The organism is Sporosarcina sp. P7 (assembly GCF_002743425.1).
In the GTDB taxonomy this organism is placed as follows: Bacteria; Bacillota; Bacilli; order Bacillales_A; family Planococcaceae; genus Sporosarcina.
This window is the reverse complement of record NZ_PDZF01000010.1, coordinates 116118-140724: the sequence shown is the minus strand read 5'-3', so window position 1 is coordinate 140724 and position 24607 is coordinate 116118. Positions and strand designations below refer to the sequence as shown.

General features: G+C 42.6%; 27 protein-coding genes and 1 rRNA gene. 14 read left to right on the top strand and 14 right to left on the bottom strand.

The genetic code is table 11. The features are described from left to right. Window positions 1-68, bottom strand: a 16S ribosomal RNA gene (locus CSV60_RS11290); the annotation flags it as partial. Between the two features lie 398 nt (window positions 69-466). Further along, window positions 467-1369 carry a DMT family transporter gene (locus tag CSV60_RS11285; protein ID WP_099632638.1) on the bottom strand — a complete coding sequence of 301 codons (903 nt, stop codon included), beginning with the start codon at window positions 1367-1369 and terminating at the stop codon, window positions 467-469. A gap of 126 nt (window positions 1370-1495) precedes the next feature. Between CSV60_RS11285 and CSV60_RS11280 the strand changes: the two genes are divergently transcribed. Then, window positions 1496-2218, top strand: a complete 723-nt coding sequence (locus tag CSV60_RS11280) for an MgtC/SapB family protein (protein ID WP_099632637.1) — start codon at window positions 1496-1498, stop codon at window positions 2216-2218. Window positions 2219-2321: 103 nt separating this feature from the next. Here CSV60_RS11280 and CSV60_RS11275 read toward each other — a convergent pair whose 3' ends face one another. Beyond that, window positions 2322-3485, bottom strand: a complete 1164-nt coding sequence (locus CSV60_RS11275; protein ID WP_099637071.1) for an iron-containing alcohol dehydrogenase — start codon at window positions 3483-3485, stop codon at window positions 2322-2324. Between CSV60_RS11275 and CSV60_RS15870 the strand changes: the two genes are divergently transcribed. Continuing rightward, the gene (locus CSV60_RS15870) at window positions 3466-3609 is read left to right on the top strand and encodes a hypothetical protein (protein WP_158233174.1); all 144 of its coding nucleotides are present in this window, start codon (window positions 3466-3468) and stop codon (window positions 3607-3609) included. The genes CSV60_RS11275 and CSV60_RS15870 overlap by 20 nt on opposite strands. 55 nt (window positions 3610-3664) lie before the next feature. Then, window positions 3665-3922 (top strand): DUF378 domain-containing protein, encoded by a 258-nt coding sequence (locus tag CSV60_RS11270; RefSeq protein WP_099637070.1) that lies wholly within the window; start codon window positions 3665-3667, stop codon window positions 3920-3922. Between the two features lie 41 nt (window positions 3923-3963). Here CSV60_RS11270 and CSV60_RS11265 read toward each other — a convergent pair whose 3' ends face one another. The 3 genes from CSV60_RS11265 to pruA all read right to left on the bottom strand — a co-directional run bounded on the left by CSV60_RS11265 (window position 3964) and on the right by pruA (window position 8116). After that, window positions 3964-5208, bottom strand: coding sequence for a Glu/Leu/Phe/Val family dehydrogenase (locus CSV60_RS11265; RefSeq protein ID WP_099632634.1), 1245 nt, complete (start codon window positions 5206-5208; stop codon window positions 3964-3966). 136 nt (window positions 5209-5344) lie between these two features. Next, window positions 5345-6538: an ornithine--oxo-acid transaminase gene (locus CSV60_RS11260; protein WP_099637069.1), complete on the bottom strand. Its 1194-nt coding sequence runs from the start codon at window positions 6536-6538 to the stop codon at window positions 5345-5347. Window positions 6539-6571: 33 nt separating this feature from the next. Then, entirely contained in the window at window positions 6572-8116 is a 1545-nt protein-coding gene (gene pruA, locus CSV60_RS11255; RefSeq protein ID WP_099637068.1) for an L-glutamate gamma-semialdehyde dehydrogenase, read from the bottom strand. 179 nt (window positions 8117-8295) lie between these two features. Here pruA and CSV60_RS11250 point away from each other — a divergent pair, with 179 nt between their 5' ends. Further along, the gene (locus CSV60_RS11250; RefSeq protein WP_233189606.1) at window positions 8296-9597 is read left to right on the top strand and encodes a sigma 54-interacting transcriptional regulator; all 1302 of its coding nucleotides are present in this window, start codon (window positions 8296-8298) and stop codon (window positions 9595-9597) included. A gap of 79 nt (window positions 9598-9676) precedes the next feature. On the opposite strand, the gene yugI is transcribed toward CSV60_RS11250, so the two are convergent. From yugI to CSV60_RS11230, 4 genes are all read right to left on the bottom strand, one after another. Next, window positions 9677-10051 carry a S1 domain-containing post-transcriptional regulator GSP13 gene (gene yugI, locus CSV60_RS11245; RefSeq protein WP_029054404.1) on the bottom strand — a complete coding sequence of 125 codons (375 nt, stop codon included), beginning with the start codon at window positions 10049-10051 and terminating at the stop codon, window positions 9677-9679. A 118-nt stretch (window positions 10052-10169) separates the two neighbouring features. After that, window positions 10170-10436, bottom strand: a complete 267-nt coding sequence (locus CSV60_RS11240; RefSeq protein ID WP_099632631.1) for a DUF1871 family protein — start codon at window positions 10434-10436, stop codon at window positions 10170-10172. Window positions 10437-10550: 114 nt separating this feature from the next. Then, window positions 10551-10772: a hypothetical protein gene (locus tag CSV60_RS11235; protein ID WP_099632630.1), complete on the bottom strand. Its 222-nt coding sequence runs from the start codon at window positions 10770-10772 to the stop codon at window positions 10551-10553. 29 nt (window positions 10773-10801) lie between these two features. Next, a complete protein-coding gene (locus CSV60_RS11230; RefSeq protein ID WP_099637067.1) occupies window positions 10802-11389 on the bottom strand; it encodes a peptidylprolyl isomerase in 588 nt (195 codons plus the stop codon). Window positions 11390-11724: 335 nt separating this feature from the next. Between CSV60_RS11230 and CSV60_RS11225 the strand changes: the two genes are divergently transcribed. Both CSV60_RS11225 and CSV60_RS11220 read left to right on the top strand, forming a co-directional pair. Continuing rightward, complete coding sequence (locus CSV60_RS11225) at window positions 11725-12966, top strand: MFS transporter (protein WP_099637066.1); 1242 nt, start codon at window positions 11725-11727, stop codon at window positions 12964-12966. 117 nt (window positions 12967-13083) lie between these two features. Beyond that, window positions 13084-14937 (top strand): transglycosylase domain-containing protein, encoded by a 1854-nt coding sequence (locus CSV60_RS11220; RefSeq protein ID WP_099637065.1) that lies wholly within the window; start codon window positions 13084-13086, stop codon window positions 14935-14937. Between the two features lie 44 nt (window positions 14938-14981). Here CSV60_RS11220 and CSV60_RS11215 read toward each other — a convergent pair whose 3' ends face one another. Continuing rightward, window positions 14982-15554, bottom strand: coding sequence for a DUF5366 family protein (locus tag CSV60_RS11215; protein WP_099637064.1), 573 nt, complete (start codon window positions 15552-15554; stop codon window positions 14982-14984). Window positions 15555-15735: 181 nt separating this feature from the next. On the opposite strand from CSV60_RS11215, the gene CSV60_RS11210 reads away from it, so the two are divergent. Genes CSV60_RS11210 through mnhG form a run of 7 tightly spaced genes read left to right on the top strand, consistent with a single transcriptional unit; the run spans window position 15736 to window position 21505 of the window. Next, entirely contained in the window at window positions 15736-18144 is a 2409-nt protein-coding gene (locus tag CSV60_RS11210) for a Na+/H+ antiporter subunit A (RefSeq protein WP_099637063.1), read from the top strand. Further along, window positions 18131-18553: a Na(+)/H(+) antiporter subunit B gene (locus CSV60_RS11205; protein ID WP_099637062.1), complete on the top strand. Its 423-nt coding sequence runs from the start codon at window positions 18131-18133 to the stop codon at window positions 18551-18553. The genes CSV60_RS11210 and CSV60_RS11205 overlap by 14 nt, the downstream gene beginning before the upstream one ends. Next, window positions 18553-18894, top strand: a complete 342-nt coding sequence (locus CSV60_RS11200) for a Na(+)/H(+) antiporter subunit C (protein ID WP_085131429.1) — start codon at window positions 18553-18555, stop codon at window positions 18892-18894. The genes CSV60_RS11205 and CSV60_RS11200 overlap by 1 nt, the downstream gene beginning before the upstream one ends. After that, the gene (locus CSV60_RS11195; protein WP_099637061.1) at window positions 18887-20371 is read left to right on the top strand and encodes a Na+/H+ antiporter subunit D; all 1485 of its coding nucleotides are present in this window, start codon (window positions 18887-18889) and stop codon (window positions 20369-20371) included. The genes CSV60_RS11200 and CSV60_RS11195 overlap by 8 nt, the downstream gene beginning before the upstream one ends. Before the next feature lie 6 nt (window positions 20372-20377). Continuing rightward, entirely contained in the window at window positions 20378-20860 is a 483-nt protein-coding gene (locus CSV60_RS11190; protein ID WP_099637060.1) for a Na+/H+ antiporter subunit E, read from the top strand. Further along, window positions 20857-21138, top strand: a complete 282-nt coding sequence (locus CSV60_RS11185) for a Na(+)/H(+) antiporter subunit F1 (RefSeq protein ID WP_099637059.1) — start codon at window positions 20857-20859, stop codon at window positions 21136-21138. The genes CSV60_RS11190 and CSV60_RS11185 overlap by 4 nt, the downstream gene beginning before the upstream one ends. Then, a complete protein-coding gene (gene mnhG, locus CSV60_RS11180) occupies window positions 21122-21505 on the top strand; it encodes a monovalent cation/H(+) antiporter subunit G (protein ID WP_099637058.1) in 384 nt (127 codons plus the stop codon). Before CSV60_RS11185 ends, mnhG begins: the two co-directional genes overlap by 17 nt. Before the next feature lie 17 nt (window positions 21506-21522). Here mnhG and CSV60_RS11175 read toward each other — a convergent pair whose 3' ends face one another. Then, on the bottom strand, window positions 21523-21768 hold the full coding sequence (locus CSV60_RS11175) for a hypothetical protein (RefSeq protein WP_099637057.1): 246 nt from the start codon (window positions 21766-21768) through the stop codon (window positions 21523-21525). Between the two features lie 70 nt (window positions 21769-21838). Further along, a complete protein-coding gene (locus tag CSV60_RS11170) occupies window positions 21839-23353 on the bottom strand; it encodes a leucyl aminopeptidase (RefSeq protein WP_099637056.1) in 1515 nt (504 codons plus the stop codon). A gap of 158 nt (window positions 23354-23511) precedes the next feature. Here CSV60_RS11170 and CSV60_RS11165 point away from each other — a divergent pair, with 158 nt between their 5' ends. Then, window positions 23512-23988 (top strand): divergent PAP2 family protein, encoded by a 477-nt coding sequence (locus CSV60_RS11165; RefSeq protein ID WP_099630809.1) that lies wholly within the window; start codon window positions 23512-23514, stop codon window positions 23986-23988. Window positions 23989-24123: 135 nt separating this feature from the next. Here the strand turns inward: CSV60_RS11165 and CSV60_RS11160 are convergent, their stop codons facing one another. Then, on the bottom strand, window positions 24124-24450 hold the full coding sequence (locus CSV60_RS11160; RefSeq protein ID WP_099630808.1) for a YuiB family protein: 327 nt from the start codon (window positions 24448-24450) through the stop codon (window positions 24124-24126). Between the last annotated feature and the right edge of the window lie 157 nt (window positions 24451-24607).

Genomic DNA, 24607 nt, shown 5'->3' with positions numbered 1-24607 from the left:
CGCTCGACTTGCATGTATTAGGCATGCCGCCAGCGTTCGTCCTGAGCCAGGATCAAACTCTCCATAATACTGATTGACGATATGCCGCGGATTGCGTTGTCAGTTTCACTCACTCAGTCGGTCACGTACCTGAAGTACGCTCCCTCTTTCGCTCGATCACTTCCTAGCACTCCACAACATCTCGTCAACCAGTTACATGAAAAATCGATTAGCTCGAGTTTCATTTGCTGGCATCAATTAAGATACTCATTTTGTTTGTGTCACCGCGAGGTGCACAAACTGTATTTCGTTAACGTTTTGCTGTTCAGTTTTCAAGGTTCGTGTTTGTTAGTCGTATAAAAGCGACTTCTCTATCTTACACTCGGTTTTTGTCGAAGTCAACAACTTTTTTAAAAAAGTTTTTTATGTTGTTTTCGATTACGTCCGAAGCGACAAGAACTAATATACAATAGATCGTATAGAGAAATCAAGTGTTTTTCGTAAATAGTTTTTTCTTTATTGCTTTTATATCAATAACAAACAGCAAAACCCCTATCAGGACAACGATTGCACCTCTTAATTGTAGAGAAGTTATTTTTTCGTGCAACACAAAAAACGCAGCAATTGAAGCGAGTACCGGCTCAAACAGAACGGCGATCGACACGACATTTGTGCTCACCCATTTGACTGCCCAGTTGAATAACGTATGCCCCAACAGATTCGGTAAGATAGCCAAAGCTAGAAACCATCCCCAATCCGAAGTGGGATATCCGAAGAAAGGTTCTTGCGTGATGAGCACATAGAAAAACAGTGCAACCGAACTCACGGAATAAATAAGAAAGGTATACGTCACGAGTGATATTCTTTTACGCACATTTTGACCTATTAATAAATATGCGGTAACGAATGCACAAGCGAGTAATGCCAGTATATCTCCAAATAACGCAGCTCCACTTACTTGAAAATCTCCCCAACTAATAATGAAGCTTCCTGTTAATGCAATGAAAACAGCAGTCAGCATCTTTCCTGTAATGATTTCTTTAAAGAACAATGCGGTACCTGCTAAAGCAAAAATTGGTTGCAGCGTCACTAATACAGTCGAGCTGGCAACTGACGTGTAGTTTAAGGATTCGAACCACAGTATAAAATGAACTGCTAGAAGGATTCCTGAACTCGCAGTAAACAGCCAATCCTTTTTTGTTAACGACTTGAGTTCGCTACGATAAGAAATTAAAAATAACGGAAGCATAATAACAACTGAAAAGAACATACGATAAAAGGCGATGACTCCTGCATCTGCAGTAGCCATTTTTACAAAGATTGCGGATAGTCCAATAGTTAGGACACCAATCGCAATGGGTATATAGGGATGTATTAGCGGTTTATTCAAAATATCACTTCTCTTTCTATCTCTCTTCCCATTACAATAGAAGAAGAGGCATGTACCAATCGATTGCCGTATAAAAGAGAGTATATAGGTAATCTTCCTATTTTGTAAGTGAAGGGGGGATAATTTATGTTAACGATCCTTGCCGATTCATTTAATGGAGAAGCATTAATAAAAATCAGTATCGCCCTAGTACTAAGTATCATTATGGGCGTGGAGCGTGAGATCAAAAAAAAACCTATTGGACTAAAAACGAGTGCAGTCATCGCTACCTTCAGTTGTCTATTGACAATCATCTCAATGGAAGCCGCTTATTTAGTCCCCGCTCGTAATGATATTAATATTACAATGGATCCTTTGCGACTATCCGCACAAATCGTCAGTGGTGTCGGGTTCCTAGGTGCCGGAGCTATATTGCGCAGGGACAATGATAATATTACCGGGCTTACTACAGCTGCCATGATTTGGGGGGCAGCGGGAATTGGTATCGCGGTAGGTGCAGGCTTCTATATCGAGGCATTGTTCACTGTAGTGAGTGTAATGATCGTCATCGAGCTAGTAGCGCCTTTATTAGGCAGATTCGGCCCTAAACGCTTGCGCACTAAAGAAGCAAATTGTACGGTCATCATTACTCAAAAGTCTAAAATTGACGATCTCGTCAGGTACTTGAATGAAGAACATATGGAAATTGACCATATGCGTATCAAACAATTTCAAACACCTGAACGCCAATATCACCACGAATTGCAATTCAAACTTATGGCACATCCTAAAAAATCTACCTCCGCACTCTATATAGAACTCACTACGCTTTCCTATGTAGAATCGGTAGAACTCGTTATTTATCCATAATAAAACGCCAAGTCGACGTGACCTGACGTGATAAACTGAAAGCAAACCCTGTACCGGCTATGCTTTCAGTCTTTTTTATGCAATTAACAAATGATTATAGAGGTTACAAACTAGCCTTCAATAAAGTGAAAACTTCATCTTTGGATAATTGAGCGAATCTACCGACCGGCCCATTCACAACTGCTTTTTCTACCATTAACTCCAATTTAGAGTCATCAATATCATAATCAGCTAACGTAACAGGTGCGCCAATCTTCTTCCAATAAGCACTTAAAGAGTCAATTCCTTCGATCGCAATTTCCTCGTCCGACTTATCAGCTGGATCTACTCCGAATACACGAACCGCCAACTGAACAAAGCGTTGTGGATTTTTCGGGAATGTTTGCTTCATCCAGTGCGGGAATAAAATCGCTAAACCGCCAGCGTGAGGAATGTCGTAGACAGCAGAGACAGCGTGTTCGATAGTATGCGTACCCCAATCCCCTTTTGTACCCATCGATAGAAAACCATTTAATCCCCAAACTCCTGCAAACATCATGGATTCGCGAAGCTCTACGTTCTCCGGATCTTTCACGAGCTGCTCTCCAGTCTTCATAACGGAACGCAATGCCGCTTCACATAGTTCATCTTGGAACGAAGCATTATTTGCAGTATGGAAGTATTGCTCTAACATGTGGGACATCGTATCAACAATACCATTGACCGTTTGATCGAGCGGTACTGACAATGTATATTCGGGATCCAATATAGAGAACTTTGGATAGTTTAACGGTCCGCCCCATCCATATTTCTCCTGTGTTTCTTCATTAGTAATAACAGAACCCGCATTCATCTCTGAACTAGTCGCAGTAAGCGTCAGCACCGTTCCAAATGGCAATGCTTCTTTAGGTGTTGCTTTGCCTGTTACGAAGTCCCAAGGATCACCATCGTATTTCGCTGCAGAAGCAATCAACTTCGTACAGTCTATAACAGAACCACCACCTGCTGCGATAATCACATCGATATGATGTTCTTTACAAAGGTCTGCGCCTCTTTTAGCTGTTGACAGTCGGGGATTCGGTTCAACGCCTGGCATCTCTACTACTTCAAAATCATTGTCGTTCAATAATGTCATGATCTCATCATACAAGCCATTACGTTTAATACTGCCGCCACCATATACTAAGAGTACCTTTTTACCGTATCTTTCAAGTTCTTCTGGTAAATGCTGCAGTTGATCTTTGCCGAATATTAATTTAGTCGGATTGTTGAAAATAAAATTATCCACATCGTACGCCTCCTTCTTCTTCTTCTTCTTCTTCTTCTTCTTCTTCTTCTTCTTCTTCTTCTTCTTCTTCTTCTTCTTCTTCTTCTTCTTCTTCTTACTTCCTATTATGAAAAAGATGTATTAACGATGCAAGTATAGTGTTCTAAAAACAGGATATACTTTTCATAGGAGGAGATAAAATGGAAACATTGCAAAAAGTTACGTTAGCAATTGCGTTAATCGGCGCATTAAACTGGGGCGTTGTCGGGATTTTTCGTTTTGATGTCATCGCACAACTAACAGAAGGTGCTTACCAGCCATTAGCACGCTTCCTTTATATCGTTATCGGATTATCTGGTCTCATGGCGTTACAAGTTCTTTTTACGTATTGGCGCAGAGAAGAGGAACCGAAATCTACCGAAGAGATCCAATCCACTTCATCCATTAAACAAATATAAAAGGCATCTCCTCACACTCGAGGAGATGCCTTTTATCACTTTTATACCCAACCACGGAAACGGCTTGCTTCCGCTGTTTTACGTACACCAATCATATATGCCGCTAAACGCATATCGATATTACGTGTAGTTGCGATGTTGTAAACATTTTCAAATGCTTGAACCATCTTCGCTGTCATTTTTTCACGTACTTCTTCTTCAGACCAGTAATACCCCATATTATTCTGAACCCATTCAAAATACGATACTGTTACGCCACCAGCGCTAGCCAATACGTCAGGCACTAGTAGAATACCGCGATCTGTTAGGATTTTTGTCGCTTCCGAAGTAGTTGGACCGTTAGCTGCTTCCACTACGATGTTCGCTTTGATATTATGAGCATTTTTTTCTGTGATTTGATTTTCGATTGCCGCTGGAACTAGAATATCACATTCCATTTCGAGTAATTCCGCATTTGTTAGCGTATTGTCGAATAATGTAGTGACTGTTCCAAAGCTGTCACGACGATCAAGTAGATAGTCGATATCTAAACCATCCGGATCATACAATGCACCGTATGCATCGGAAATACCGATTACTTTCGCGCCTGAATCATGTAAAAACTTAGATAGGAAACTGCCTGCGTTACCAAATCCTTGGATGATTACACGTGCACCCTTCATATCAATATTACGACGTTTTGCCGCCTCATTAATAATGATCGTTACACCTTCAGCTGTTGCGCGCTCGCGGCCATGTGAACCGCCAAGTACGACTGGCTTCCCTGTAATGAAACCAGGTGAGTTGAATTCATCAATTTTACTATATTCATCCATCATCCATGCCATGATTTGTGAATTCGTAAAGACGTCCGGTGCAGGAATATCCTTTGCAGGTCCCATTACCTGACTAAGTGCACGCACATAGCCACGGCTTAAACGTTCTAATTCGCCCATCGACATTTCTCGCGGATCGCATATGATGCCACCTTTAGCACCACCATATGGTAAGTCTACAATTCCTGCTTTAAGTGTCATCCACATAGAAAGTGCCTTTACTTCTTCCGCACTAACGTTAGGATGGTAACGAATTCCACCTTTTGTCGGTCCAACAGCATCATTGTGTTGACCGCGGTATCCAGTAAATACTTTCACTTTTCCATCGTCCATACGGATAGGAATACGTACTTCTACCATAAGAAGTGGTTCTTTCAATAGTTCATACATTCCTTCATCATAGCCTAGCTTTTCAAGTGCATCTTTTATAACAACTTGTGTAGACGTAAATAGATTCAGGTTTTCTGTCATTGTATGGCTCGCCTCTTTGTTTGTTTTTGTCTTTCACGGACACATTATAACACGGGCATAGTCAAACATCCAGTCATCGATTCCAAATCTTTTTCGAATTTTTTCGTGATGTAAAATCTCGGTGGTAGTGTATGACTTACTTGTTAAATACTGTGCGAATCTTTTCCAATGCCCAATCCAACTCATCTTTCTTAATAATCAATGGTGGAGCGAAACGAATTACTGTATCATGTGTTTCTTTACATAATAAACCTAGCTTTTTTAGCTCTTCACAATACGGGCGTGCCGGTTCGGTTAATTCCACTCCAATAAACAATCCACGTCCACGCACTTCTTTAATTGCAGGATGTGATATTTTTTTCAGTTCATCCATGAAATAATTTCCTAATTCCTTGGATTGTTTCGCAAGCTCCTCGTCTTCCAACACTTCAATTGCCGCTAAAGATACTGCGCACGCCATTGGATTTCCACCAAATGTTGATCCATGAGATCCCGGATTGAATACACCTAGGACGTTATCATTCGCTAGTACACAGGAAATTGGGTATACTCCTCCGCCAAGCGCCTTACCAAGGATATACATATCTGGCGTCACGCCTTCGTAGTTACAGGCAAACATTTCGCCTGTACGACAGAGTCCTGCTTGAATTTCATCCGCTATAAAGAGAATGTTTTCCTCTTTACATAATTTCGAAGCTTCCTTCATGAATCCTTCAGGCGGAATAATGATTCCAGCCTCTCCTTGGATCGGCTCAATTAGGAAAGCAGCTGTATTGGAAGTAATAGCTGCTTTCAATGCATCGATATTCCCGTACTCTACTAACTTGATTCCAGGTAGCAATGGACCGAATCCTTTTTTATATTCAGGATCGGATGACAAGGAAACTGCCCCCAGTGTACGTCCGTGGAAATTTCCTACACATGCGATAATTTCAGCATGGTTGCCTGCTACGCCTTTCACATCATACGCCCAGCGTCTCGCAGCTTTTAAAGCTGTCTCCACTGCCTCTGCGCCAGTGTTCATAGGCAAAACCATGTTTTTACCTGAAAGCTCTGCCATTTTTTCATACCACGGACCTAATTGATCATTATGAAATGCACGTGAAGTTAGCGTTACACGATCCGCTTGGTCCTTCAGCGCTTGAATGATTTTCGGATGGCGATGTCCTTGGTTGAGCGCAGAATAAGCAGCTAACATATCCAAATACTTAGTACCTTCAGGATCTGTTACCCAAACACCTTCCGCTTCAGAAATAACGATGGGTAGCGGATTATAGTTATTTGCACCATATTTTTTTGTTTTCTCAATCACTCTCGTCGTTTTCGTCATATTCGTTCACTCCTTCAAATTCACCTCAACGATTTACAGCATCTCGGATGTCGTTTTCCCTTGCATATGCAGTTGCAAGTAATCAGGTCCGCCGGCTTTTGAATCAGTACCGGACATGTTGAAACCGCCAAAAGGCTGGTATCCAACGATAGCGCCTGTACAACCTCTGTTGAAATATAGATTACCTACATGGAAGTCTTCTCGAGCTTGCTCAATATGGTGTCGGTTCTTCGTAATGACCGCACCTGTTAGACCGTAGTCTGTATCGTTTGCAAATTCAATCGCTTCTGTAAACGATGAAGCTTTTGAAAGCGCCACGACTGGACCGAAGATTTCTTCTTGGGAAATTCGTGCATTTGGATCCACATCTGCGAATACGGTTGGCGCAATGAAGTATCCTTTCGAATCGTCACCAGTACCACCCGCAATGAGACGTCCCTCTTGCTTGCCTATTTCAATATAATCCATGATTTTATCAAAAGCTGCCTGGTCAATAACTGGACCCGCTGTGTTGTTGCCATCGATTGGATCACCCCAGTTATATGACTTCGTGATTTCTTCTACGCGCTTTACTACTTCATCGTAAACATCTTCATGAATGATCGCACGGGAACACGCTGAACACTTTTGGCCACTGAATCCGAATGATGAAGACACGATAGATTGCGCAGCCAATTCTAAATCCGCTTCATTGTCGACAACAATCGTATCTTTACCGCCCATCTCCGCAATCACACGTTTCAACCAAATTTGACCGTCATGTACTTTGGCCGCACGTTCAAAAATACGTGTACCTACTTCACGTGAACCTGTGAATGAAACGAAACGAGTATCTTTATGGTCGACCAAGTAGTCACCAATCTCAGAACCTGATCCTGGGATGAAGTTGACGACACCAGCTGGCATTCCCGCCTCTTCCAGTACTTCAATAAATTTATAGGCAACGACCGTTGTTGTGGAAGCCGGCTTCAACAGGACGGTGTTTCCTGTTACAAGTGCACCTACTGTTGTACCCGCCATGATCGCAAATGCGAAATTCCATGGTGAAATCACTACCCCTACACCAAGTGGTACATAATCGAATCGGTTATATTCACCTGGTCTACTCTCCACATGCATACCTTCTTTTAGTCTAAGCATCTGACGGGCGTAATATTCCATAAAGTCGATACCTTCAGCGACATCTGCATCTGCTTCATTCCAAGGCTTTCCGGCTTCCTTTGTAAGCAGTGCAGAAAACTCAAACTTACGACGTCTAACGATTGCAGCCGCTTTAAATAATACATCCGCACGAAATTCCGGCTTGACTTTTCTCCACGTTTTGAATGTTTCTTTCGCAGTATTCATCGCTTGTTCTGCTAGATCACGACTAGCTTGCGAGACATCGCCGATGATCTCTTTTTTATTGGAAGGGTTAGTGGATGCTAACTTCTTGTCTGTCATTATGCGTTCGCCACCGATAATTAGCGGATAATCTTGTCCTAGATAACTTTCTACAACTGTTAAGCCTTCTTCATACGCTTGGCGATTTTCTTTAACTGTAAAATCAGTGAACGGTTCGTGTTTGTATGGAATCATTTGGAATCAAATCCTCCTTTATAAGTAGAACGCAAAAATTATTTGCGTTTGATAGCGTTTACATTTATAATGATGCAAGAAAACATTGCACATTGCAAGCTTTTTATTGTAATTATTTTTAAATTCTATTAACTTGGCGACTGAAATACGATAGTACATACAGTAGGAAGGTGTTTCAATTGAAAACATACGAAAAATTATTGAATATATGCAATCAGTTTGCAGTAGACCATGCAAATATCGGTATACACGCTGTGGATCATTCAGGACGAACCATTGTCTATAACCGCAAAATGAAGGACATTGAAGGATTAAATCTTGAAGATATAAAAGATCATTCCATTTTGGAGTTATTTAACTTTGATAAAAATGAGAGTACGTTATTGAAAGTATTACAAAGTGGAGAACCGCAATTGCGTGTGAAGCAGAGATATTGGAATACGAATAAAGTAGAAATCACGACGATGAATGACACGTACCCTATTTATGAACAACAAGAGTTAATCGGTGCGATTGAGTTCGCTCAAGATATTACCGCATTGGAAAGATTTGTTTTACAACCATTGCGTAAAAATCGCGGACCGATTACATTCACTCAAATTACTGCCCATTCAGCTGTCATGAAATCGGTCATTTCCACCGCCGAGAAAGCAGCAGAGGCTGGATTACCAGTTTTATTAATTGGAGAAACAGGTGTAGGGAAGGATAATCTGGCTGAGGCTATTCACTATGGATCAGTTGAAAACGAGAGGGTTTTCCACACTTTCCATTGTCTACATGCGGATACAGATATCATTCAACAACTCGAAGAAACGTTGCAGCAGCAACCGTCTATGACGTTATTTTGCGAACGTATCGATAATTTATCGATCTCTTTGCAACAGGCATTGCTGTTTGTCTTACAGAAAACATCCAGTCATCAATTCATTGCAAGTATCGGGGATGATCCAGTCGAGCTTATCGCATCGGGCACATTGCTAAAAGAGCTTTACTACTTTTTCGCCTCTTTCACCATTAGGATTCCCCCTCTTCGAAAGCGTCCGGAAGATATTATCCCTTTTGCTGAATCGTATTTAAAGAGTAGAATAGAGTCGCTAGGAACAGGATTAACGAAAATCGATGAAAAGGTAAGAGAATCACTTATTGCATACGGATGGCCGGGGAATTTGCGAGAGCTCGAGCTGCTTCTCGACGAAGTCTCATCCATGCGTACAACAGAAAATACGCTCACTTTCGACATGTTACCTCTGCAATTTAAGATGAAAGTGGAATCTAAAGCGAATGACGCTTCACAACCAAGAGATTTTATCGTTCAAAGCGATTCAAAGCTAGTACCGTTTGATCAGTATTTACGTGAAGCCGAGAAGTATTATCTTCAAAAAGCAATGGAGCTACATGATCATAACATTACAAAAACTGCGAGCTCTCTCGGTATGAGTAGACAGAACTTGCAGTATCGATTGAGGAAACTGAAGGACTAGATAAGTAGTAACGATTGCAATTTCAAAAACAAAAAGGACAGACGTAGAAGTACTTACCACTTCTACGTCTGTCCTTTTATTAACGTCCGGATTGTTCAATCCAGCCTTGTAGTTTATCTTTCAGTGAATTAAAACCATCAGCGTCTTGCTGATCCACGCGTTCTTGCAATGATTGACGAGAACGAGAGTGATTCAGGTAAGAACTTGGTGGTTCCTGTAATGCACGGATCGACAAGCTGATTTTACTAGCCCCTTCATCCACATCCAATACTTTGACGTGAACTTCTTGCCCAACTTCCAAAAACTCATGAATATCCTTTACGAATCCATACGTGATTTCAGAGATGTGCACTAAGCCTTGCGTTGAGGCATCCAGCGCTACAAACGCACCGTACGGCTGTATGCCGGTAACTTTTCCGGTCAGCTCATCTCCTACTGCAAATTTGTGAGACATGCCAAACAGCTCCCAATCTAAAGTAGTATCTAGTCTGCCACTAAGGCCGCTTCATAGTATACCATATTTTGATGTTTTGAACAAAAAAAGAGCCATCTGAATAGATGGCGTGGAGTAGTTAATATGTAACGATTGATTTGGCTTCATATTTAACAGCAATCAGTTTATAGGATATGTCCATACAGTTCTCTAATGGTATCCAAATTTCATGGGCGTGCTCATAGATATCGCGAATATACTTAGCTAAGTCTGCTGGATGATCTACATGATGGAGTTTCGTCACTATTTCAGTGATTTCTGTACCATATGCATATTCCCCCTCTTGGAATGGATCCCATTGCTTAAGAAGTGAGACTGCTTTTTTATTCATTTCAATGGTTTGCATGATTCGTCACCTGATTTGTGTTTTCTTTTAATGATAGCACAACAGCTAGTAAGAGAACAGTTGGAGGTATTTTGGTAATTTACGAGACTGGCTGATTAAAAAAGAACATCCCGATCAATCGATGGGATGTCCTGAGTTGTTATGTTGTTGTCGTTCTTTTAAAATACGTTGTTCCAGCTCTTTCGTTTCTTCTTCCTGCTGTTTGGATTTCTTGATAATCCAACGAAATACGAACAGCATTAGCGTCATGAAGATGACGAAAGAGATTGCTGCTGGGATGTATTCTGATTTATCTTCAGGAAAATAAAGAAACGGCATTAATAGAACGAAGTCCATGCTAGTTTCCCCCTACGAATCAAATCCGATTACTTTTGGATAATTTCGATTGATTCAATTTTAATTTCTTCGTTTGGCTTATTATCACGGTTAGTTTTTGCATTGGCAATGTTGTCGACAACGTCCATTCCTTCTAACACTTGACCAAATACAGTGTGCTTCTGATCTAAATGTGGTGTTCCACCGTTTTCTTCATATGCAGCTGCAATTTCTTCAGGCCATCCACCCTGTTTCAATTGTGATGCTGAAGCGTTTGCTGAAGAAGCCTGTACGATGAAGAACTGGCTACCGTTTGTGTTGGGTCCAGAGTTTGCCATAGATAAAGCGCCACGCAAGTTGAATAGATCCATAGTAAACTCATCTTGGAATGAGTTGCCGTAGATACTCTCTCCGCCCATTCCTGTTCCAGTTGGATCTCCACCTTGGATCATGAATTCAGGAATAACGCGGTGGAAAATAATACCGTCGTAGTAGCCATTTTCTGCGTGAGTTAAGAAGTTTTCAACTGTTTTTGGAACGCGCTCTTTAAAAAGTTTTATTTTGATTGGTCCCATTGTTGTGTTCATCGTTACGAGTGCTTCGTTTTCTGCTACTTCAGTTGATAGTTGTGGATACATGATATTCCTCCTCAAATTTGCGTGCTTGTTCATTTTGGTGCATGTTTTGTATATGAAAACAGTCTATCATAGATGATGGCAAAATTCGATCATTGTAACTGTGACAGTTAGTTGACAATGTGTAGTAGGCTGAGAAAAAGCGTAATAGTAGGAAAGGACAATGTTGGTTTACCCGTAGTAGCAATGCGAGTATCGCTCATTATTTCGCGTAACCGCTCAATGGGCCGCGCCATCCGCTCTATTCACGTTTGATGTAAGCACTATGTTTCCTTCGACTGCCGAATTGTTTTATACTGAATATTATCTAAGCATTACAGGAGGAAGGCGGTTCAACGTTGAGTCGACATAAGAAAAATTTCATTATCATCTGGGTCACGAACTTTCTTGTAGCAGGTACGATGACGATGATTATGCCGTTCCTGTCGTTATATATTGAAACATTCGGGGATTATTCTGACGCATATGTCCAGAAGTGGGCTGGGTTAATTTTTGGTGCTACGTTTATTACCGCACTGATCATGTCACCTATTTGGGGACGTTTTGCAGATCGTTTCGGTTTTAAACCTATTTTGCTCATTAATGGTTTTGGCATTACGATTTCAGTTTTTTTAATGGGCTTTGTTAATTCCGTAGAAACCTTTTTCGTGTTGAGACTACTAATGGGGTTGGTTACAGGTTTCTTACCGACTTCATTAGCTTTCATTTCTTCTCAAACGCCACGTGAGGAAGCCGGCAAGATGCTCGGCACGTTGCAAATGGGCGGTGTTGCGGGAATGTTATTCGGCCCCGTTCTCGGTGGTCTGATGGCTGATACGTTTGGGTTTGAGTATGCTTTCATCATCACATCTATTTCCGTTATGATTGCTACGTTGCTCGTGTTATTTGGAATTAAAGAGCAAGCGCGGGTACAGGTGCGGAAAGTTGCAAAGTATTCACGGAAAGTCATTTTGGGTGGATTGTTCAAGCACCGTCTAATGTTTAACGTGATGGTCGTCACGACGTTGATCCAAGTCGGGAATTTCAGCATTCAGCCATTGTTGTCACTCTACGTAGCGGATTTGACTCATGCTGCATCGAATGTAGCGTTCCTTGCGGGATTGACGTTCAGTGCAACAGGTCTCGGTAATTTACTATTCGCTAGGTATTGGGGGAAAGTTGGCGACAATGTAGGATATGAAAAAATCCTCGGACTACTGCTGATCATGTCGTTCATCTTCATTATCCCACAGGCGTTCGTTACGTCACTTTGGCAACTTGTTTTGTTGCGGTTCTTATTTGGAATCTCAACTGGCGGGATGATTCCACTTACGACAGCGCTTGTTCGTCGTGAAGCGCCACTGGAAGTTCAAGGTGAGGTCATGGGGTATAACACCAGCTTCCGTTTCCTCGGTAATATTATCGGACCGATGTTTGGTGGAATTGTCAGTGGATATATCGGGATTCCTGCCGTATTCATCGTGACAGGCATATTATTCATCGTCGGGTATTTGTTCCTATCTATGGCAGTACGACGGCCAACACAGGATTTCGAACATTTCCTAGAAGACCGGCAAGATGAAGCGAATGAACATACGTAAATTAACCACGCGCCCTTTTCGGTAGCGCGTTTTTTTATTTCCTATTGTTTCAGACGACAGGTGTCGTGTTATGTTATATTTTTCTATAGCGATATGAAAGTACAGGGGGCTAGTTAGTTGAAACAAACGGTTGGATTAGTGATTACGCTTGCTTGCGTTCCGCTATTATTATTTATCCAAAATCAAATCTACGCAGAAACCGCGCAGACGAAAACCTTGCATGCTTCTATTCGTGAGGCAGTGCAGTTGGAAACGCCTGCCATGGTCTCCCCTATTCAAATGAAAGACCGTAACGGGAAATTGTTTGCGGAAGAATATACCGAATGGCGGCAGCCTATCCATTTGCAAGATGTGACGTTTTTCACGCGCCAGTTATTTTTAAAAAGTGAAGACCGGACATTTTATGAGCATCGGGGGTACGATATAGCGGCGATCTTTCGAGCTTTCACGATCAATGCAGCGGCAGACGCTAAACAGCAAGGCGCTTCTACCATTACACAGCAAGTCGTGCGAATGCGCTATTTAACAACTGAGAAAACGTACGAACGAAAGTTTAAAGAACTCTTCTTTGCAGCAGAGTTGGAAAAACAATCGACAAAAGATGAAATCCTGGAAATGTACTTGAATGAAATGTACTTCGGCAATCAAGTATACGGAATCGGTGGTGCAGCTAGTTACTACTTCAGCCGTCCTCTCGAAAAATTGCATGAGGCAGAAATTGCATTTTTGGCGGCCATTCCAAATAATCCATCTCTTTATAATCCGATCAAGCATTTTGATCAAACGAAAGAACGTCAACTACGACTTCTTCGAGTCATGCTCGACCAGCAAGTCATTACACAAGAGCAATTTGAAGAGTATAGTAAGTTGCCCATTCAATTGAACGTTAAGAACAAAGAACAGTTTTATCCAATGTACAGTTCATATGTATTAGAAGAATTGAAAGACCTGATCGCGCAAGCGGAAGGGCTCGATCTGTCGATGGCTAAAGCCAAAACGCCAGAAGAACGACAACGCTGGCAAAGTGAAATCAATCGGCGTACGCAAGAAGTGGCCAGCAAAGGCGTAACAATCGATACGGCACTTGATCCAAACAAGCAACAGCATGATGAAAATCGATTGAATGCACTGATTGGAACAGGCGGTGTGCAGGCTGGAGCTGCTGTCATCGACAATGAGATGCGTGAGATCATCAGTTTATATGCAGGATCGGGCTATAAAAAAACCGACTTCAACCGGGCTTTTCAAGCTGTTCGACAACCAGGGTCAGCAATCAAGCCATTGCTTGTCTATGCACCGTTTTTTGAAAGTGGGCCGTATCATGCGGATACGCCCGTCAACAGTAGCAATATTTGTATTGCCGGTTATTGTCCGAAAAACTTCGGCCACTATCAGTTTGGTACGACTACGGTACGGGAAGCATTCCGGAATAGTTATAACACAACGGCTGTACGTTTATTGCAACGTGTAGGAATCGACGAGGCATTCTCTCATCTAACACCTTTTCATTTCCGACACATCGTTGCGGCTGACCGCTCCTACCCTGCAGCGCTTGGTGGATTTTCTAAAGGTGTCACGCCACTGGAGCTTGCCGGAGCCACTACGAGTTTTATCGACGGGACGTACGTGACCCCGCATGCCATTCGCTCGGTAAAGGATAGTAAAGGTGAAGTATTGTATAAATGGAAAGATAGGTCAAAAGCGGTTTGGTCCCCATCCACGGTCAATAGCATTCGTTCCTTGATGAAAGAAGTCGTTGTGAACGGTACAGGCGAAGGAATAGCTTACACAACGAGATATACCGGAGCGAAAACAGGAACGACCGATTCGTTTAAAGACTTGTGGACAATCGGCATGAATGATCGTTATACGTCGGCAGTCTGGATTGGGTATGATAGACCCACACCCATCCCGCGTCTGCGTGATCAAAAAATTCATTTGCGGGCATTCTCCTCAACGTTGCGACCATAAAAGCCTTGCCAGGTCCGTTAGTTGGATCTGCAAGGCTTTTCCATTTATTTCACTGGATTGGCTAACGGGATACTGGCGAGTACTCCGTTGTATAGACGGAAAATGATATACACAAGTCCCGCCACCAAGACGCTCCAAATGATAATTTGAAAGAATATCAAACCGACTGTGTGCGTCAATGGCATAAAGGGACTTAATTTGTACACTACGTAAATAAAGTAAACGAAAGACGTGAGGAAGAAAATCAATGCTAGCATCTTCCAAGATTGAATACCGATTACCGAAGCGAGTGCACCAATAAAGTAAATGATCACACCGGATTTTGAAGCGCTATACGAGGCATCTGCTTCTTCTTTTAGGAAAAATAATAAGGCCGTTTCATGAATGGTGACGGCAATCAGTTTTAAAGCTGCAAATAGCATGAAGAATACTAAAGCATACATTGTCAGTAAAAAGAGGCGTAATTGAAGGTCGGTTAAGAACTCCCTCATGCCTTGATAGAGACCAATTTCCTTAAAGAGGATTAGCGTCTCCCCTACGCTATAGACGCCAAAAGTCAAACTGAATAATAAGACGGCGACAAATGGTAAATAGCTGAACAAATATGGATTTTTCATAATACCCCCAAAAAATATTTTTTCCCCTTCTAATAATATAAGAAGGAAGTCGAATAAAGCAATAAATGGTCAACTGTCGTCTATGCAATTTGAAATGTTTTACGCTATACTAACAAATACGCCCACGCTTACGCCTCGGGAATGTGAATAAGTGAAGAACATGGTTGGAAGGAGGATTCTCTTGGAATTCGTGTTATTGATTTTTTTACCTGTAATCTTCGCAATACTCGTTCCTTTTGTTTATAAGAAAATTAAAGGAATACATACAGGTTGGTTGGTTTTACTTGTACCTCTCGTGTTGTTTGGCTATTACGCAAGTTTTTTGCCGTTAGTCATGGATGGTGGTCATGCTATTTCTGAAATGAAATGGATTCCTTCACTTGGAATTGCGTTTACTTCATACATAGATGGTCTTAGTTTATTATTCACGCTATTGATCACCGGAATCGGTTCGTTAGTAGTATTGTACTCCGTATTTTATATGGATAGGGAAAAAGAGGATCTTGGTAGTTTTTATGTCTACTTACTGATTTTCATGACCGCTATGCTCGGAGTCGTGCAATCTGACAACACGATGACACTCTATTTGTTCTGGGAGTTAACGTCCATTTCGTCCTTCTTATTGATTGGCTTCTGGTACACCAAGGACAAGTCACGTTTTGGCGCATTAAAATCGATGATGATTACGGTGTTTGGTGGATTAATGATGCTCGGGGCATTCATTTTACTCAGTATCGTGGGAGAAACGTTCTCTGTTAGGGAATTGATCGCAGATGCTCCTGAACTCGTGAATCAACCGTACTTTACTCTGGCATTAGTTTTACTCTTGCTTGGTGCCTTTACGAAGTCCGCACAATTTCCATTCTATATCTGGCTACCGGATGCAATGGAAGCGCCCACACCAGTTAGTGCGTATTTACACTCTGCGACGATGGTGAAGGCGGGTATTTATTTGGTCGCACGATTTACGCCGATTTTCGGCTCAGCGTCCACTTGGATTTGGCTCGTTACAGGAATTGGATTGCTGACGTTGTTCTGGGGTTCATTCTTCGCAGTAAAGCAAACGGATTTGAAAGCGATTTTAGCATTTTCAACAGTCAGTCAACTTGGTTTAATCATGTCTTTACTTGGAGCAGGTGCTATCTCGTATCATGCGACCGCAGCCGTGTTTGGCTTCGCGACGTATGCGGCAATCTTCCACTTGATTAACCACGCCGCATTTAAAGGCGGGCTATTCATGATCGCTGGGATTATTGATCATGAAACCGGTACCAGAGATATACGTAAGCTCGGTGGATTAATGAGCGTTATGCCGATCAGCTTTACTGTTGCCGCGATTGGTTCATTATCTATGGCTGGTTTGCCACCATTCAGTGGATTCTTGAGTAAAGAGATGTTCTTGGAATCTATGGTAGCGCTTCGACACTTTGAATTATTCAACTTCGATACATGGGGGATACTGTTCCCAATCGTCGCTTGGATTGCCAGTGTGTTTACGTTTACGTACAGTATGTATTTCGTTTTAAAAACATTTATGGGACAGAAGAAATTTGATCAATTGCCAAAACAGCCGCATGAAGCCCCGATTGGTATGTTAATTTCGCCTATGATTTTGGCATCCATCGTCATTATGGTGTTCTTCATTCCGAATGTCATCGGTAAGTGGATAATTAAACCGGCCGTTATGGCGATTCAACCAACTTTGTACGCGAATCCGTCCGCTATCGATATTCATGTCAAAGCATGGCATGGTTTTGGGGCTGCTGGTTTATGGCTGACAATTGGTATCGTCGCATTCGGTACGTTACTCTATCTAACCATTCCGAAATGGCAACCGCTTTATCGTATGCAGCCTGACAGCCTATCGCTGAATAACGGCTATGATGCGATGATGCGCGGAAGTGAAAAAGGATTGAATCGGGTTTCTCGTCTTTATATGACAGGCAAGATCCGGACCTACTTATTATATATGTTCGCATTTATGTCTGTTACGATCATCGCGCTGTTGTTCCTCAAAGACGCATTCGTTCTTGATATGAACAGTTTTGCAGCGATTACTTTATATGGATCACTGAATGCTACCGTGTTGGTTTTATCTGTCGGATTTGTGGTGTTTGCGAAGTCACGTCTTGCTGCAATCATCGCGCTTGGCGGTGTCGGGTATTCTGTCGCGTTATTCTTCGTCATTTTCAAAGCGCCCGACTTAGCACTAACACAACTTGTCATCGAGACAGTATCCGTTGCGTTGTTTTTACTGGCATTCAAACATTTGCCGGCACTCAGTACGCACGGGGAAACGAAACGCAATAAAATGGTTAATTTGATTGTTTCATTTAGTGTAGGCGTAATGGTGACATTGGTCGCCCTATCTAGTCACTCACAAAAAATGATTCCTTCAATTTCTCAATACTATAAAGATACGGTCAAGACAGAAGCAGCTGGCGGAAATATCGTCAACGTCATTCTTGTAGATTACCGTGGATTTGATACATTATTTGAGATCGCGGTACTCGCTATTGCAGGGATCGCGGTACTTGGTATGATTCGTTTGCGTGTATCGAGAAAGGAGCCGACTGATGAAAACAAATGATGTTATTTTACAAACCACAGCTAAAGTAGTGTTTTTCATCATCTTCTTGTTCTCCATACACATCTTTTTCGCGGGGCACTATGCTCCGGGTGGAGGATTCGTCGGTGGCTTGTTGACGACAGGTGCGATTGTCCTGTTGTTGTTGGCATTCGATTTACGGACGATTCAACAGATTCTACCGTTCAACTTTACGGTCATGACGGCGATCGGATTATTGCTTGCGTTAGGTACAGCGGCGGGCTCGATTTTCTTTAATGTGCCACTCTTCACGCATGCATTCAGTGATTTTGACTTACCGCTGTTCGGACACACGTCCCTTCACACAGCGATGTTGTTCGATAGTGGCGTTTATTTAGTTGTCGTCGGTTCCGCCATCACGATTATTCAATCGATTGGAGGCGATGACTGATGGAGTTTATTCTTGCGATTCTTATCGGTATATTATTTACGGCAGCCGTCTATTTGATTTTATCGAGAAGTTTACTGAAAGTGATTTTAGGTACTGGTTTGCTCAGTCATGGAGCGCACTTACTCATTCTTACGATGGGTGGACTCGGAGGTTCAGCGCCTCCCGTCCTAATCGACGGAGTGACTGATTTTGCAGATCCCTTGCCTCAAGCATTGATCTTAACTGCGATCGTCATCAGTTTTGGTGTGACGGCGGTCATGCTTGTCATGGCATATCGTATGTATGCTGTACACCAAACAGATAATATGAATGAATTGAGAGGGAATGATGAACATGATTAATCTTCTTTTATTTCCGATCATTATTCCTTTCTTTTTCGCGATGATCTTATTGTTTTTCAAAGAGCAGGTGGTCGTCCAGAGAGTTTTGACACTGATCGGATTGGCTCTCAGTCTAGTTGCTTCTTTTTGGCTTATCGCGACAGTGAAGACAGAAGGAATCCAAACCGTGACACTCGGGAGTTGGCCTGCACCATTTGGAATTACGATGGTGTCGGACATGTTCTCCGCCATGCTCGTCACGACGACGATTATCATTACATTTTTTGTCGTCATCTATAGCTTTTCATCCATCGGTGTAGAAAGAGAGAGATTTTTCTACTATCCTGCGATCCTGTTCATGATTACAGGAATCAATGGCGCTTTCACAACAGGCGATATTTTCAATATGTTCGTATTCTTCGAAGTGCTACTGATCGCATCCTATTTGCTTATTGTGCTTGGCGGCGAGAAACGGCAGCTTCGTGAATCTATCAAATACATATTGGTAAACGTTATTTCATCTGCCATCTTTGTCATTACGGTAGCGTATTTGTACTCTATCGTCGGTACATTGAATATGGCGGATATCTCAGTGAAGATTGCAGAGATCAATCAACCAGGAATTATTTCGGTTATTGCGATTTTGTTTTTGATCGTCTTTGGCATTAAAGGGGCAATCTTTCCCTTGTATTTCTGGTTACCCAATTCGTACGCTGCACCACCGATACCCGTTCTCGCATTATTCGGTGCCTTACTGACTAAAGTCGGTGTATATGCGATTACGCGTACCTATACGTTGTTTTTCGTGCACGACATTGGATTTACGCATCAGTTTTTGATGGTTCTATCGTTACTAACTATCATTGCAGGCTGTATCGGCGCTCTTGCGTATTTCGATGTAAAACAAATCATCATTTACAATATCATCATTGCAGTAGGTGTCATCTTGTTCGGCGTAGCTCAAATGAACACGTCTGGACTCGAGGGCGCGGTTTACTATTTAATTCATGATATGTTGATCAAAGGGGCATTGTTTGTCCTGATCGGTATCATCATCTACGTAACCGGCACTTCGAACTTGCGGCAAATGGGTGGTTTAATTAAGACGCACGGAACGCTTGGTTGGATGTATTTAATCGCTGCGTTCGGTCTGGCTGGCATCCCTCCGTTGAGTGGGTTTATCGGGAAAGTGCTCATCACAAAAGGGGCATTTGAAGCTGACCACGTGATCGGCAGTATCATTATTTTGGCCTCAAGCCTAGTAGTACTACTGTCTGTCATTCGGATTTTCATTTATGCATTTTGGGGTGCTCAAAAGAGCGAGCTACCTGTTCGCGATCCACGAACGTATCGCCAAATGATGTTCCCAGCTGTTATGTTGGTACTCATTTCGGTAGTGTATGGTGTAGGTACGGAGTGGCTTATGCCATATATGACGGATGCAGCGAATGTACTGGCTGATCCATCCATCTATATAAATGCGGTGTTAAAGGAGTAGAGGTCAATGGCTTTTCAGATACTATTAAATTTCTTCATTGCAGTCGTTTGGATGTTCATGTCAAGTTCATTGACACCTTCTACGTTCATCATCGGATATCTTATCGGGCTGTTGATGATCATCATGACACGCCGCTATTTCAGTGGACGCTTGTACATTTGGCGAATCTGGTCTGCAGTGAAACTGACAGCGATTTTTCTAAAAGAACTGATCATGTCGAATATTTCCGTGTTGCTACTAGTGATCAAACCGGATTTATCGACAATGCAACCGATGTTCTTCGCTTTGCCGACTGAGCTTGAAAAAGATTGGGAAATCACGTTGTTATCTAGTTTAATTACGTTAACGCCTGGTACGGTCGTCGTTCATGTTTCAGATGATCAGCGTACTTTGTATATCCACGCGATTGATGTAGACGATGTCGATGAAGCAATCGATTCTATTAAAAACACATTCGAGAAAGCCATTATGGAGGTGAGCCGAGGATGAATGTATTTTATTCTGTCTGTCTCGTGCTAGTTATCCTGTCTATGCTCGGATTACTATACCGTGTATGGAAAGGTCCTTCTGTGCCGGATCGTTTAGTAGCTCTTGACGCAGTCGGTGTCATGCTCATATCAGCGATCGCACTGTTTTCCATCTTGTTCGACACCCCTTTCTTCATCGATGCGATACTATTGATCGCCATTATGTCGTTTATTGGCACAGTGTCCTTCTCCAAATTCATTGAGAGAGGAGAGATTATCGAACGTGGACCTAATCGCTGACATTATGATTGTGTTACTCGTTACGGTGGGGATCATTTTTACGATCGTCACAGTCATTGGAATTTTACGGCTCCCAGATGTCTATACACGTGCACATGCTGCTTCGAAGAGCGCTACGCTTGGCGTTATGAGTTTACTGCTTGGCGTATTTCTCCACTTTTGGTGGAATGAAGGCCATTTCAGTGTGGCATTATTACTTGGGATCGTCTTCTTGTTCATCACTTCTCCGATTGGCGGTCACTTAATGACTCGCGCTGCGTATATGTCGGGTGTAAAGCCTACCGAATTAACGGTTGGAGATGATCTAAAAGAAGCTGTAATAGAAATACGCATAGAATCAGATAAAAACACGCCGGATGACGAATAGTCATCACGGCGTGTTTTTTAATAGTATGGATAATAAGGATAATATGGTTGTGGATAGTATGGATAGCTGTTGTAGTAAGGTGGATAATATCCTCCACCGTAGCCGTAGCCATAGCCTGGAGAAATAGCATTACCTAAAAATCCGCCAACTAAGCCACCTAGAAAAGGACCTCCGAACCCGCCGAAACTACCAAATCCACCGCCATACCCTCCACCATGGTGACGACCGCCACCGTATCCACCTCTATAATTATGTCTTGTCATCCAAGCTCCCCCTTTCCCTCTATCCTATGACTAACCGGAAAGAAGGAATGGGGAAAGCGCCTATACTGAATTATTCTTGTGGTTCTGCTTCAGCAGCCAAGCGCTCCACGAAGGTCGCCAATGTACGCACCATAACGCCCGTCGCACCTTTCGGACCGAGCGCATGTGGCGTCGCTGCATCAGACGTACCTGCAATATCTAAATGAATCCACGGTGTATCCCCAACAAATTCTCCGACGAAGCCGCCTCCGAAGATCATATGGCCATCTCGTCCCGGTGAGTTATTTACATCTGCGACATCACTTTTGCGAATCCGCTGACGATCGCTCTCAGTTAAGGGCAGTTGCCAAATGAATTCCCCTGTTTCCTCCGCCGCTTCCTGAAATTTTTTATAGAATGCGTCATGGTTGGTCAGTGTACCCGTTTTATCATTACCGAGCGCCACAATGACACCGCCCGTTAGCGTGGCCACATCAATCAAATACTCAGCGCCCGCTTGCTTCGCATACGTCACTGCATCAGCTAGTACTAAACGACCTTCCGCATCTGTATTCAACACTTCAATGGTCTTTCCGCTTAAGGATGTGATCACATCATCCGGCTTGAACGCTTCACCGGAGATCATGTTATCAGAAGAAGCAATGACCGCAATCACATTTTTCTTCGGTCGTGATTCCCCTATGATCGCCATAGCGCCAAGTACAGCTGCAGCACCACCCATATCCCCTTTCATGCCAACCATGCCGTCCTTAGGCTTCAATGAATAGCCGCCCGTATCATAAGTAATTCCTTTACCGACTAAACCAATGACATCTTCCCACTGTTCCGTCGCTTGATACTTAAGAACAATGAGTTTCGGTTCTTCAACTGAACCTTGATTGACCGCAAGAATGGCTCCCATACCAAGCTCTTCCATTTCGGCTTTACCCAGAATATCTATTTCTAAGTCATAGCTTTCCGCCAATTCTTGTGCGTATTCCGCCATCTTAGTTGGCGTCAATAGATTAGGGGGTACATTGACTAGCGTCCTCGCTTCGTTCACTGCATGTGCGGAGATCATGCCCACTTCTCCTGCAGTAGTCACACGATCTTCATCTTCCGTCGTAATGAATGTCACAGTAGTTAAGGAGACATCCACTTCATTGGATGACGTCTTGAACCCTTCATATGTGTAGGAGCCCATTCCAATACCCTCAGAGGCCAGGAACGCTACGTCCTCACTATCTATCTCCTCATTAGAGAACGGCGCTGTCCAGACGCCTACAGTGCGCACACGGTCCTTGTGTAGTTGTTTACCTACGTCAGCGAATAATTCACGCAATAGCTGTTCTGTCAGTCGCTTCTGATTGCCAACGCCCACAAAGTACACCCGGTCGTAACTTTGCTTGGATAGCGCAGGCATTTTGGTAATCGCCTTACACTTCTGTTGAATGTCCTGTGATTTAATCCAGTCTGGCAATAAAAGATGGAAAGATTCAACGAACAAATCGAAACCTTCTACGTTCTCTGGATGATCTGGTATTCCTACAATAAGTACTTCTACTTCTGTCTGATCGATTGCGGATGCTGTTTCTACGTTTATCATGAATGGTTCCTCCCCTTTTCTTTACGCTTTCCCCATACTAGTATAGACTAGTCAGATTAGCACAAGCAACGAGCAGTATTCTGGATTGGAGACAACGAGTAGATCCAGATTATGTTATACTAATTGCTAAACTACTGACAGTAAGGGAGTGGAACCTCTTGGCTATTTTTGAAAACATACCGCTCCTCGTAGCGCTATTCGCCATCTTTTTTGCCCAATTTGTAAAAATTCCTATTCATTTTTTATTGACACGTAAACTCGATTTCGGACTCATGACGTCTACAGGTGGCATGCCGAGTTCCCACTCGGCGGCTGTCACTGCACTCACAACTGCCATCGCATTCGAAGCGGGCCTAGATTCACCATTATTCGCCATATCCGCTATATTCGCAGTCATTGTCATGTTCGACGCAACTGGCATCCGCTACCAAGCCGGACAACAAGCCGTCATCATCAACCAAATGCGCTCCGACTTCCAAATATTCGTCAACGATTTGAAAGATTGGCCGAAGAAAGACAATGACGCAAAAATTCAAGAACTGAAAACCCTACTCGGCCACAAACCAAACGAAGTATTTTTCGGAGCTCTAACAGGTATTCTCATCTCGATCTTTACGTATACCGTTATATTGTAACATCGATCAACGGTGCCCTCACCTCACCAATCTTTTACTTAGTAGTAAAAAACAAAAAACGGAACTGTCACAAGATGTCGTAATTCACGACTTCCTGTCCAGCTCCGTTTTTTCATATCCACGTATGGAAAAACATCAAAACATCTGATAACCCATCTTGCGTAAAGCTTTCATTACAAAACCTGCGATAATCGCTCCCACCATACCACTCGCCAGAATCACGATATCCACGGCATGCAGCGACATAAGATTCGCCCCCAGCTCACTAAAAGCAAAACTAGGCTTCGTAATGTATTCATACATCGGCACATCATCAATAATAAAAATTACAATTATCGGATAAATGATAGCCATAAGCCACGTCATACGTAACAACATATTTATTAAAAAACCGATACCGAAAAACATGACAATAAATATCAAGATTGATAGCATTACTTGTGCTATGGATATAGTTTGCATGCTTGCTAACCCCCAGTTCATCACTTCAACATTTTACAGGATGATGCGACGGCTTTCAATAGAATGAGACAGTGTACACAGAACGTTCTTTTCAGATGTCATGAATTCTTAAAATCTGACAGACGATTTTCCCTAATTCAACTACTTCCACAGTTGA